The 12078-nt window shown below is 46.0% G+C and carries 14 protein-coding genes; 1 reads left to right on the top strand and 13 read right to left on the bottom strand.

Annotated elements, in window-relative coordinates:
* Positions 1-2 precede the first annotated feature (2 nt).
* The 5 genes from ACFSQJ_RS04225 to ACFSQJ_RS04205 form a co-directional block, all read right to left on the bottom strand.
* Positions 3-998: a DUF4138 domain-containing protein gene (locus ACFSQJ_RS04225; protein ID WP_377765830.1), complete on the bottom strand. Its 996-nt coding sequence runs from the start codon at positions 996-998 to the stop codon at positions 3-5.
* On the bottom strand, positions 995-2029 hold the full coding sequence (gene traM, locus ACFSQJ_RS04220) for a conjugative transposon protein TraM (RefSeq protein ID WP_377765829.1): 1035 nt from the start codon (positions 2027-2029) through the stop codon (positions 995-997). The genes ACFSQJ_RS04225 and traM overlap by 4 nt, the downstream gene beginning before the upstream one ends.
* Positions 2026-2571 carry a hypothetical protein gene (locus ACFSQJ_RS04215; protein ID WP_377765828.1) on the bottom strand — a complete coding sequence of 182 codons (546 nt, stop codon included), beginning with the start codon at positions 2569-2571 and terminating at the stop codon, positions 2026-2028. Before ACFSQJ_RS04215 ends, traM begins: the two co-directional genes overlap by 4 nt.
* A gap of 85 nt (positions 2572-2656) precedes the next feature.
* The gene (locus tag ACFSQJ_RS04210; RefSeq protein ID WP_377765827.1) at positions 2657-3571 is read right to left on the bottom strand and encodes a type IV secretion system protein; all 915 of its coding nucleotides are present in this window, start codon (positions 3569-3571) and stop codon (positions 2657-2659) included.
* Complete coding sequence (locus ACFSQJ_RS04205) at positions 3572-4009, bottom strand: hypothetical protein (protein WP_377765826.1); 438 nt, start codon at positions 4007-4009, stop codon at positions 3572-3574.
* 4 nt (positions 4010-4013) lie between these two features.
* On the opposite strand from ACFSQJ_RS04205, the gene ACFSQJ_RS04200 reads away from it, so the two are divergent.
* Positions 4014-4181, top strand: a complete 168-nt coding sequence (locus ACFSQJ_RS04200; RefSeq protein WP_377765825.1) for a hypothetical protein — start codon at positions 4014-4016, stop codon at positions 4179-4181.
* Here ACFSQJ_RS04200 and ACFSQJ_RS04195 read toward each other — a convergent pair.
* From ACFSQJ_RS04195 to ACFSQJ_RS04160, 8 genes are all read right to left on the bottom strand, one after another.
* A complete protein-coding gene (locus ACFSQJ_RS04195; protein ID WP_377765824.1) occupies positions 4176-6734 on the bottom strand; it encodes a TraG family conjugative transposon ATPase in 2559 nt (852 codons plus the stop codon). The genes ACFSQJ_RS04200 and ACFSQJ_RS04195 overlap by 6 nt on opposite strands.
* A complete protein-coding gene (locus tag ACFSQJ_RS04190) occupies positions 6719-7042 on the bottom strand; it encodes a DUF4133 domain-containing protein (protein ID WP_377766240.1) in 324 nt (107 codons plus the stop codon). Before ACFSQJ_RS04190 ends, ACFSQJ_RS04195 begins: the two co-directional genes overlap by 16 nt.
* 2 nt (positions 7043-7044) lie before the next feature.
* Positions 7045-7320 carry a hypothetical protein gene (locus ACFSQJ_RS04185; RefSeq protein WP_377765823.1) on the bottom strand — a complete coding sequence of 92 codons (276 nt, stop codon included), beginning with the start codon at positions 7318-7320 and terminating at the stop codon, positions 7045-7047.
* A 13-nt stretch (positions 7321-7333) separates the two neighbouring features.
* Positions 7334-7555 (bottom strand): hypothetical protein, encoded by a 222-nt coding sequence (locus ACFSQJ_RS04180; protein ID WP_377765822.1) that lies wholly within the window; start codon positions 7553-7555, stop codon positions 7334-7336.
* Between the two features lie 131 nt (positions 7556-7686).
* Positions 7687-8157, bottom strand: coding sequence for a hypothetical protein (locus tag ACFSQJ_RS04175; RefSeq protein ID WP_377765821.1), 471 nt, complete (start codon positions 8155-8157; stop codon positions 7687-7689).
* A 3-nt stretch (positions 8158-8160) separates the two neighbouring features.
* Positions 8161-8943, bottom strand: a complete 783-nt coding sequence (locus ACFSQJ_RS04170) for a ParA family protein (RefSeq protein WP_377765820.1) — start codon at positions 8941-8943, stop codon at positions 8161-8163.
* Between the two features lie 265 nt (positions 8944-9208).
* A complete protein-coding gene (locus ACFSQJ_RS04165) occupies positions 9209-9607 on the bottom strand; it encodes a helix-turn-helix domain-containing protein (protein WP_377765819.1) in 399 nt (132 codons plus the stop codon).
* Positions 9607-12072 carry a type IV secretory system conjugative DNA transfer family protein gene (locus ACFSQJ_RS04160; protein WP_377765818.1) on the bottom strand — a complete coding sequence of 822 codons (2466 nt, stop codon included), beginning with the start codon at positions 12070-12072 and terminating at the stop codon, positions 9607-9609. The genes ACFSQJ_RS04165 and ACFSQJ_RS04160 overlap by 1 nt, the downstream gene beginning before the upstream one ends.
* Positions 12073-12078: the final 6 nt, after the last annotated feature.

Below are 12078 nucleotides of genomic sequence, written 5' to 3'. Positions count from 1 at the left end.
GGCTAAAAGCTTAGGGGTTTATTGATCAAGTAGTGGTCAATGGGCAGGGAAAGGTTCCTGTTCCCCTTGTCCTCATCCATATCGACCACCAATACTTTTTTGCGGTCCAGTGTAAATTTTTCAAATACGACGATAAAGTGATTTTCAGAATTGCCCTGTATTCGCTTTGGGACCTTATATTGAAACAAGGGCCGATGGTCCAGTTTTTGGTTGCTTGAACTGTTGCGGTAATTGGTGGCAATACTGAATTTTAAAAAGTTGAGGTCGTAATCAATGGGTTCTTTGTTCTCGATACGGAACTGAAGATAGATTTCATTGTTATCGTAGTACACCCCGTTCAGCCAGAGGAATACCCTGCCCGACCTATCGAACAATCTCGCCACCTTGGGTTTATTGAACTGGTTGTAAAAACAGCGCCTACGGATGTACTCCTTTTTATCCTTTTGGTAAAGTTCCATGGTAACGGGCTGTGAAACCTCCTCATCCTTTTTGTTCCCCTCATTTCCCAATTCCCCGATTTGGCTTGAAGTACTGAAGTTATGCCTTGGAGCGTCCACGTTCTCCATTGTTCGCATTGGTTCATCGAAGCCATTTTCCTGTGATTGCCTTACCATTGCGCTACGAACCATCTGGTTTTTGTTATCGGCCATGGGTAAGGTTATGGACCATCGCTTTTTCTCTGGAATGTCCACCAGTTCCAAGATAAAATCGTAGGCAAGTCCGTCCTTGGTGTACACCGTATAATTCGTGTAATCATTCTTATCTGGGGCTACATCATTGTATATCAATAGAACTATGTTACGCGCAGTTGGTGAATTACTTCCCAGCGGAAAGGACTCTAAAAAATTGAGCTCCTTGCCATTCACGGCAAAATCATAGGGACTTGGAAAAACCAACATAGTCTTATAGTCCCTTGCCACCTGGATGGTATCCACCTGCCCGTACGCACAAAGGGCCGCACCAAAGAATAGCATAGTATGTATACAAAATCGTTTCATTCCATCAAAAGCAATACTTCGTGGTCGTTAACCAGCAAAATCCGGTCCCGTTGTTTGAGCCTTTTGCTTCGTAATAAGGTCCCAACCTCACTGACCATATCACGGACGAGTCCCCCGGAGTCATTGACAACCGAATTGGAGGCCCTTTCAATGGCATCGTTGCTTACTTCAGCACTGAACTCACGCCAAAGTTCACCCGCCCTTTTATTGTAAATCCCTTCCCGTCCATCACGGTAATCCTTGACCGTTACCTGAACCTGGACGTGATTGATATTATCGATATCCAAGAGCACACGGTTCCCCTGTATCGAGGCCAGTGCATACACAAATGTGTTTTTCCTGAAGAACTTTCCCCCGAGCACCATGTCCTCCAGAAGGATGAGCTCCACATTGTCTCCAGGGAGGATGAACTGGTCTCGGTACACTGCCGCTCTAAAAACACCGGATGTATTGGTCTCATCGGCCATATTGCCATTTCTTGAAGGAGTATTCCCCGTACTGCCCACAATCTTTTCCTTGCCTTCCTGCAGCATTTCCCGATAGGCCAAACGCTGCTCCACCATGCGTTGTTTTTGTTCCTCGTCATTCAAGGGCTCCTTTACCTTCGTCATCGTACTTGTCCGCTGGGTTGACGGGGAATTTGGGTTGCCATCTAATTTCTTGGGGATGTCCAAGGAAAGTGCCTCCAACTGCTTTACGATTTCCTGAAGGGAATCCTTTTCGGATTTTTTTTCATCTTCCATTGATGGTCCAGGGGGCAGGGTATTCTCTGTGGCTTCGCTGTTCTGTTGGACGGTACGTAGGCCGGTATTTTCCTTGACGTCCAAATCAGGTTGTTTTCCGGGAAGCTCAAGGTTTAGCCCATTTTCCCGTACTTGTTCCCGGTCATTGGAGCCATTGAACTTTTTTACGTTCTCCACCACAAAGAAACTGGTCAATATCAATGCTATGGGCAAGGCAATGGCAAAATTTCGATACCGTACCACCCATCTTTTGAATGCCTGTATGTTTTTTGTGTTCCCTATTTTCATTGGTCCCGTATATCTGAATTATCCAGTACTTTAAAATCCAAGATCTTAATACCGTTCAAATTGTTGGGGGTCGTGCCTACCTCTTTCAGGTAACCACTGGTCGTCAAGTTCCTGTAGGTGGTGAACCTGCCCTTTTCAATTGCCTGTTTCCCATAGAAGGTAAAATGAAAGGGGTAGCTTGCATAATCCACCTCAATGGAATCGGACTCAACAATGTAGCGATAATCGCGCATTACCACGTCGTGGAAATACCTTTTTTCGACCAAACGACTATAAAGCCGTTTACCAGAATTATCTGTCATAAAAAGCGCTTTTTCCTCAATGTTTCGCTTGATCAATTGTAGGTCGGGCTCCAAGGAAAAGAACAGCTCATGAAAATTACGGATATGCCCTTCGCACAATATCTCTAGATTTCGCTGCCTATCGCGTAACGGTTCGAGCGACAGCCGTTGTCCTGCATGTAAGACATAAGCGTTGTTCCGGGCCAAATGGTTGGCCCTGTTTACATAGAGCAATGCCACACCAAAGCTCAGCACCACCAAACAAAGACACAGGTAAATGATGCTGCGGTTCTGTTTGCGGCTTTTTTCCAAATCGTTGAAAATGACATACTTTCCTTTCATACTATCATTGTATTAAAGTGCGTACCCCCTTGCTCGCCCCACCGGTCTTTACATCCATGGCCGTTTGGACCGCCTTTTTTCCATAATGTTTTGGTTTGGAAACGATGCCTGAACCCGATATGTTCATGCCCTGGACCACAAAATTGGCAAGGGTAGGGGCCTTGATGTAAAAGAACGAGGTCATCAGGATGAGTAGCGATGAGGTCAATATCAATGCAATGTCCTTTGCCGCCGTATTGATCAAATGTTCCACGAGCTTGTCCACTAGGTTCACCATGAAAAGGTCCACCACATAGAGCATAGGGATCCAAAGACATACGCTCATGAACTTTTGCAACCATGCCCTCCACATATTGGAAAAGGCCGGTATAAAGGAAAGTCCGATATTAATGGGGCCGAAAATGATGATGATGAACAGGTAAATTATGGAAAGGGCCTTTATCCCGACGAATATCAAAGTCGATATGATATGGGCAAAGGTCGTTACCGAACTGGCCATTCCCACCAACATGATTGACTGTAATGCATCGATGTCCATGTCCAATAGGTTCCAACTGAGACCGTTCTTTGCGGCCACGTCAATTTGTGCCAGGGCCACTCGTTCACCAATGGAATCCCAATTATGCTGGGTCCCTATAAAAGCCTTTCCCAAATTGTCATAAAACTCGAATATGGAATAGGCAAATTCACGGTAATTCCAAAGGATGAACATGAGCGGAAACCATTTCAATGCCTTGAGCACATCGGCCCTATCATCTGATGAATAATGGGTCAATGCAAATATGATCAGACCAATCTTGGCCACCTGGAAACCGATGCCCAAAGTGGGGCCAAGTGAATTGAAAGCATCATCCACATATTGGTCGAAAATGGTGTTGACCACACCCCTAAATCCCGTTTCTGTTCTTACCAAGTACATTCAATCAATTTTTATCATGGAATACATCGCCTTGCGATGCTCATTTTTCTGGACAAGTGCATTGTTCAACGAAATGACCTCCTCCAATACTTTGGACATCTTTTCATTGATCGTGGACAGGGCGGACAAACGGTCTGCCGAATCCATAAGCTCAGGGGTGGAGGATACCTTTGTTCCCTGGGCCACCAAAGTGGATACTTGGAGTACGACTTGGGCCAAAAACTCCATCGCTTCCTTTTTTTCCGTTGCCTGCAAATAGCTGAAGGTGTCCAAACTTTTTCGGGAACCCTTGTACGCCTCCAACACCTTGTCCTTCAGGGCTGACAGCTCCGCAATTTCAGGGGAGCCCAATACATAACTGGCGGGCGTCCTTTTCGCGGCAACCTCTTGGGAGTGCAATTGCGAGGAATTGCTGTTGGCCATCGTATTGCGCTCCATTAGTTTGAGCAAAGTCGCCATGTTGGAGTTCAAGGTCGATAGCTGCGAGTTCATGGCCAAAATGTTCTTGTTCAGAATGACCAATTGGGAATTTGCAGCGGCATCCGTTACCGGTATCTGGCAAAAAGCCAAGACCGGAAAAATGCAAGTGCAGAAGAATAGTATCCTATAGTTTTTCATGGTTATGGTTATTTATCCGTTCATAGGCTTTTGCGGTGTGTTGCCAATCCTTTCCATGTTGTTCATGCAATTCGGCTATCTTGGCCTTTTCATAGGGATTGGTCTCAAAAATACATTTGGTGGGCAGTGAGGTCTCTAGGCCAAAGACCTTGACCCTGTCCTTCCAACAAATGGCCATCTCCCTCAACTTTCTTCCCTTCGGTAGGTCTCGGTTCAGGGACAAGATGGCTTGCTGTTGTTTTTTGTTAAGGCCCAACATGCTGCGAATACCGTCAAAGGAATTGCTGAACTCGCTCAGATCCAAAAGCACCTTGATGTGGCTGTTTACCACAATGGTGTTTCCGATGTATTTGGATTTCACAAAATCGTCCACCTTCTGTGATATAAAGATGGGCTGTCCTCCGAACTTCCTCGCCATTCTGGATTGGGCATTCAGGTAATTGGCCATAATGGGGTTGTCGAACAGGTTCCATGCCTCGTCTACGTTCAGTATCTTGTTCACCGCCAATTTTTGAGGGTCCTTTAGCTTTTTGTTGAAAACATCTATCATCAAAAAAGCGATAATGGGGAACAATTGTTCGTTGTCAATCAGATTGCCCAATTTGAGATAGATGAGACGCTCTTGGCTTAGGCGTGATATCCGATTGTCATCGCTGTTCAATAAATAAGCGCGGGCCCCTCCATGTGCATATTTCCCCAAGAGCAACAAAAATACATTTAGGTCAAACACCGTTCTTCGGATGCCTTTTTCCTTTATGACTTTGGGCAGGCGTTCCCTTACATGGTCGTAAAACCCGTTAAAGGAAAAATCTGGGGCTTCTTGGCCCAAATTTTCATCATAATATCCCTGGACCATCAATTCTATGAGCGTCTGCGAAACCCCATCACTGACCTTGCTTTCTGCTGCTTCCCCATGATGGGTGGTCAATAGGTGTACCAAGGCAATCAATTGCGTCAACTTATGCTCCGAAAGTGCCCTCTTTCCATTTTTAACCACGGTATCGTAGCTATCCAGGGCGAAGGGGTTGAAGGTGAACGGGCGCTCATCGTCATTTTCAACGACCACACCGTCAAGAACGGCCAGTAACTTATCATAGGAATTTCCATTTTCCAAGATGACGATATCGGCACCTCCCCTGTATTCTGAAAATAAATAGCTGTTTGCAAAAAAGGTCTTTCCCCCTCCCGAACCGGAAGCGACCAACATCCCTCGGTTAAATATCCAATCCATGCGTTCAGGTTCTTTGTAGATGCTTACCAACAGCGGTTTTCCAGAAGTCCTGTCCACCATACGGAGTCCATGTGCACCATGTAAAGGGTTTTTGTACCCTCCCTCAAAATACCATAGACTGGCCGCCATTTCAGAGGATAGGGGGCTGTACATTTCCATGCTGGTTCCGATGCCATTGCCCATTAATCCCCCTAAAAACAGGTTTTTTCGGTCCACTGTGTTTTCCTTGACGTTTATTCCCAATTTTTTGAAACTGGACCTGATCCTATTGCACATGGCCCCGAAACCCTTGTCCGAAGTAGTCATGCCCATGACGTTCAAATGGTAGTAGACCAGTTCTTTGTGGTCGTTCAATATTTGGTGCTGGAACTCGTATATCTGGTCCCTATAAGTGCTGTTCTTATCACCCTTAGTATTGCGGGCATACTTGTCCAAGCGTCTTGCCTTGGCCCGTAACCGAGACATGGCCTTCTCCTTTTCGGGGATGTAGATGTATTGGTTGATGATATGCTCCTGCGGAATCTTGAACCCCAAGGAGAAAAGGTTGCCCACTGGGAAAAGGTTCTCCCCGACGCAGTACTTTCCAAAATATTCATGCTGGGCCATGTCCTCCTTAAAAAACTGGTCCAAGTTTTCTAAAGTGAAAAACTGGGCGCGTTTGTCCCCGATATACAGTTTTTGGTCACTAAAATCAAGGTCCCTTCCCATCCCTTGACTAAAACTGGCCTCCAAGTAAGCGTCATAATACCCGCCTTCGCCGAACAGGGACTCAAAATCCAAAATTCGGGATTGCATCAGCTCCGACTCGTTGATAAGGTCGTTCACCGCCCGGACCTTGGACTCAAAGTCGGACGCGATCTCGGTATCCAGATATTCTTGGGGAACATGATTATTGAAAAAGTACTTTCTGTCCTTGCGCAAATACTGATTGGCCCCTTGTGGGGTCCTGTTGATGTAATTTTTTGGCACCTTATGGATGGTCAGAAAACAACGGTGCTCCAAATAGGGCCTATCCCGAAAATACCATTCGTCCTCGGCCTCAAAGAAATCGCGCCCCAAACGTTCCCGGTCCATGGTATAGTACTCGCCAAAAAACAGGTCCTGTTTATGGATAAGGCAATTTTCCCCCATGATCTCGATGATACCGGATACCAAACGGTTCAATGCCAGATAGTCCCCTTCATCAAGGGTATATACTTCGGGAAGCTTCAATTGCAAGGGTATCCCCATACAACCACACTCCTTTGAGACCAATATCGGGTACTCATAGCCATAAATGGGGAAGGCGTCCATAAGGGTCATTTTCTTCGCCATACCAACAACTTTTTTTTGTTCACATGTCCCTTGATACTATCCGGTCTAGATCGGTCCGCCCGGGATTTGATAAAGCCATTGCTCCCATAAGCCTTGGAGTAGTACAACATCAGGCCCGTGTAGAGTACGGCCACGGCAAATGACAGGAGCATGCTCAGAAGGGTAGGGAGGATGCCACTGATGACCAGGCCCATGGCCAAGGAAAGAAAGGAACCTTTGAAGGCCTGGTCCACATATTTGGCTCTGAGCCCGAAAAAGAAGACATCCTTCTGTAGGGCCTTTGGTATTTTGACCGTATGGTTTTCCATGGTCATTGGGCCAAATTATCCGCCATCGCTGAAAGTACCCAAAAGATCAATAGCCCTAGGACCAAGTTGCCCACTTTTCTGGCCATATCCTGGTTCTGTTCGCGGATGATCAAAAAAGCGAGTCCCGAGATAACGGTCAGCGTCCCGGCGCAATATTTGACAATTCTGAAAATACTGTTGCTGATGCGCTCAGCCCCTTGCTCGGCTGCATCGACCTGGTTGACCAGTTCCTCTATCTGGGCCAGACCTAGGGTGTGGCAAAACAATAGGACTGTCAAGGGCAGAAGATATTTAGCCCGTGTCCTTGGGATCCCCTTCCGGGGGATCATCGGTTTTTTTGATGACCTTGAGTTTTTCATTTTCTTTCGGAATTAAGGATTGTTTGTGTTCATCGGTATCGGACGCATTGAAAATATCCAACAGCTCTGAGCTGGTTTCATTTTCATTGACTTGGTTGAGTAATTGGTCCATGTCTACATTTTGATACGATTCATTTTTAGCAAATATATTCATATTTTGCACAAATGACTTATTTCCCGAAAGATTTTTTTTGCGGTCCTTACGAAGTATCCGAAAAACCACCACATACCATATCAGGCACAGGGTGCCGATAACAATATATACCATATGATCCCATGCTAAGTTCAAATCCGCTCCAAGGTTTTTAACAGTTGTGGTATGTACTGGGTATGAAAGTGTTCGAGCACCTTGCGCATGATGTCGTTCCTGGATGCCTTTTCTCCCATTTTGTAGTTAAAGGCACTGGTCAGTTTTTCGTAATCCAAAAAACAGGCCTTACTGAGCCTAAAAATAAATTGCTCTTTCCTGTCCGGATAGTTATCGCTTTCCATAAGGGCCATAAATGCTTCTATTTTTTTCCGTTCACCAGCGCTTAGTTTCGATAGGCTGGTAGCGTTTGCTTTTCCACTAAAGGTGTTGGCAGTGTACCCCTTTCCTTTTGTCAGGGCCGGGCTACCTTTCTTACCATCATTCTCAACGCTGCCGGACAGCTTTGTATTGCGTTGCGCTTTTAATTCCCTGGTTTCCTGACCGGTATCCACATTGTCCAGTACTGCAGAATCCAGTAGTTTTTGGACGTCTATTTTCTTTCCCATAGTTTAGTCTTTTGAAATTTTGATTACCTGCTCTATAAATTTTCGTATCCCCATTTCACTGTTCTCCTTTCCCTCCGGTATGGGGTAAAGTGTGTTTCTGTAGCGCTCCCGATACACGGTACGGTCCATGACCACCTCCTCCATGATAGGCATGCCGGCCCGTTCAAAGGTATTCCTAACGGCATTGAACTTGTTGGTCTTCACCAGTTCATATCGGTTGAAAAATAGATTGAGCGACCGTAACACCCGATCTTCGTTATGGAGGAAATTCGCCTCCAAGGTCTTATAGAACATGGCCGTACTGTCAATTTCCAGTTCATCGAGGAAAAACGGGATGAACAAGTGCTCGATGTACAATAGCCCCTGTACCATTTCCTCGTTGAGGTTTCCGGGAAAGTCGATGATGATGTAGTCCACCTTTCCGTAATACTTTCGTATCCATTGGTCCAAAGTCCCCACATTGGAACGCAGCACAGGATACAACTCCAAATCCTCCCTCTTCCCTGGGGAAACCCTTTGCAGGTCACGTTCCCTTTTTTTGAACACGGAGTACTGTGGGTCGTCCATATCGATAAGGACCACTTTTTTTCCGTAGGATTTTGAGAGATTGGTCGCCAGGATAATGTTCATTGTGGTCTTTCCACAACCGCCTTTTTCACCGGCACAAGAAATAATTTTTGTTTCCATAAAAATAAAATTAATTGACCAGGGTACCATATGACCATATGATGCCATGGATATTCTACCATTTGAAGAAATAACACTATGGCCATAGGGTGCAATCATGCCATGGTCAAATGATGAATTGATTATCGCTATATATGAGTATAGCTATACCTATTGATAGCAATGATTATAGCAATATTCAATACTATCCATAGTGCTATATATGCCCCGGTAGCCTCTAAAAAAAGGCATAGTCCAATGCCCAAATGGCCATCGATTTTCCCGGATTTCCCTACTGGGCTTTTACGCCCGTATTGCCTTAGGGACCTATCGTGCCCATAAGGAGTTCAAGTATGTGGGAAAATGCAAAAACGGAAAGAATTGCTCAAAGGGATTTCTTGAATTCCCCAAGGGCATCGGTCACCTTTTGTTCGAGGTCGCGGTACTTTTCCTGGATGTCCTCCTTGTATACCATGTTCTCCCCAAGGTTTCGCTTGGTGACGAACTCGTTGTCAGGCAAGAGTATCCAAATAGGATTGTACCCAAGGCTGTAGAAGTAAAGAATGATCTTGATGGAATTGACCATGGAGGAACCTCGCTCCACATTGGCCAGAGTGGATCGTGCCATGTTCAGACGTTCGCTCAATTTGGTCAGGGAAAACTCACTGAACCGCTTGTCCTGGATATCATCCATTTCCATGAGTTCCTTGCGAATCTCCTTAAGCCGTTCGCCTATATATCCCAAATCATTGGAATCCAAATTGATAATCGATTCGATGTCCATTACTCCATGTTTTCTACGGGAAAGCTACAAAAACCTTCCCCATTTTCGTTCTCAAAATCATCCTTTAATTCATCGATCATTGCAGCGGTCTTCGTATCGAGTCCCTTTCCCCAATGATCGTAAAAAGCACCAACCTCGGTCTTTGACCGATTCATTGATCTTGCAATTTCACCATTTATTTTCTTTTCATCAAATATGGCCGTTTCGAGTTGCGTGCCCGTAACGCCCTTGTATTCCATCTTCACCAGTGCATCCACCTCGTCCACGATACGGTCGAACACCTCCTGCGCCACTCGGTCCATTTCACAGCGGACCAAAAATTCCGCTATGATCTCGACATAGAGCCTCCGCAAAGCCCCTTTTTTGTTTTCCCGGTCCATAACCTCCCCGAACCCTTGTCTGTAATCAAAGAGCTTTAAGCGCTTCACCAGGTCCTTGAACAACGTACGTTGGGTACCCTTTTGAAACCGCACTTTGGCTACCTTATCCAATAGCGGCCCGTAAAACTCCAGATACCCCACCTCCTTTTGGAAAAGAGGTAGAACCCCTTCCAGAAGATCAAGTTCATGGACCAATCGCATATACTCTTCCCGCTGGTCTTTGAAATCGTCGGGCTTAAAGTCCTTCACTATCGGAAGTTCATGGGCTATGGCGCGCTCCTTGGCGGAAATATCGGGACGTAACAGCCCATAGCATTTTTTCTCGGTGATCTGGTCCTCGAAGGTGTCCGCCGTCAAGCCTGCAAAATATCCCGTGGACATGGCCGCAATCTTGCTTTTTGGGAGCAATTCCATCATCTGGGTGCTCAGATTGGTGCTGGTATCGCTACTATTGGTATTAGTGGATACCTTCTCCTGGTGGATTTTCCCGAAAAGTTCGCTCAGCCTTTTGGCAGTTTCCCCTTTCGCTGCCCCGCAAATGATATTCGCGCAATTGTCGTAGATGACATCGGCCAGTTCCCTGCCATAATCCAAAATGAGCTGCCCCACGCTCTGTATCCCGAGCACCGTGGCAATCTTGTTTTCCCTTCCCGTGTCGATGATCGTACGCAGCAACATGATAAAAATTGTAGGAAGCTCATCGATAATGAGCGCCATATGCCTTTTCCCCGGTCGGTTTATCCGCTTGAGAATGGTGTTCATGTAAAGGCTCAGAGGGGCGGAATAAACCTCTTTGCGCCCCGGATTGTTCTGCAATGAGATGATTTTGGGATGTTGGGGGTCATTGACCTCCAAATTGAAATCGTTGCCCGACATCACATAGAAGATTTCCTTGGTGGCAATACTTGACAAGCTTATCTGTACCGTACTGGTCTGCCCCGCCAATTGGTCCATGGCCTTTTTTTCAAGGGCATCCCTAAAGGGCACCAGTATCTGACGTACTTCCACATCCTGCATCATGATTTCCATCAGCACATCGATCTTTACGGTCGTCAAAAGGGCCAAATGTCCAGGAGTGCATAGGTACAGTCCGGTTTCTTCCGCTTTTTTCTTTAAATACCATATGCAACCGCTGGTAAAACTGATGGCACTGCGTGAAAAATAGTCCTGTTTCTTAATCCATTCCGGATTCAGGTTTTTCATCAAGGTAACCGCCGTATCTATGGCATCCGACTGGTTGATCAGCCCATAGGGGTCGATGGGATTGTTGCGGTGGGTTCTTCGGATATCGTCAAAACAGATGAAGTACATTTTTGGCAGTTCCCGTGCCTCCGGCTTTCCCAACTTCGCCTTGGCCTCTTGGAGGTATCCGTATGCTTTTTTGGTCAACGCATTGAACTTGAAATCATAGATGACCATGGCATATTTTTTGAAAATGAACTGCCCCATGATCTCCTCGATGACCGAAAACGACTTTCCGCTGCCAGGGGTGCCGATGACCAAAAGGGCCCTGAAAAGGTTTACAAAATTGAGCCAACCCTTTCGCTTTTTGCCCTTATGGACATAGGTATAGGGAATGTTGGCCGAATATTCGGTATCCAGGCGTTCCTCCATTTGTAAAAACGTCTCATTGCTATCGTTGAAGGGGTCTTCCTCGGCCGGGTTGCTAAAGTTGAAAAGCGCAAAAAGTAGCATCCCATAGGTCATCAGCCCAAAATAGGAGAGCCCATAACCGGCCATCGAAAGCAACATCCACCCCGGGCTCTTGGCAGGGAACCAAACGGGCATGAGCAAAAATGCCGTACTTAGCACAAGGCCCATAACAATCCTCTTTTTGTGCAGTCCTTTTTTCTTTTTCGGTCGGTACATCATGATACCACCAAAAAGCAGCCCACAAAGAATCCAACGTGATTCCATTCCCGATATCGGCAATCCGCTGCGGAGCACAAAGACGTAGGCACGATCAGCTAGCCATCGATTGCCGAAATAGTACACGTATAGGGCATAATTTTCCATAAAGAGTACCAGGGTAAAATAAAAGGCCGAGAGGTACATCCCCATGTAGCCCCGGTTTCTATCGTGCATTTTTTC

The organism is Croceitalea marina (genome assembly GCF_042684265.1).
GTDB lineage: Bacteria > Bacteroidota > Bacteroidia > Flavobacteriales > Flavobacteriaceae > Croceitalea > Croceitalea marina.
This window is presented reverse-complemented; position numbering and strand designations above follow the sequence as displayed.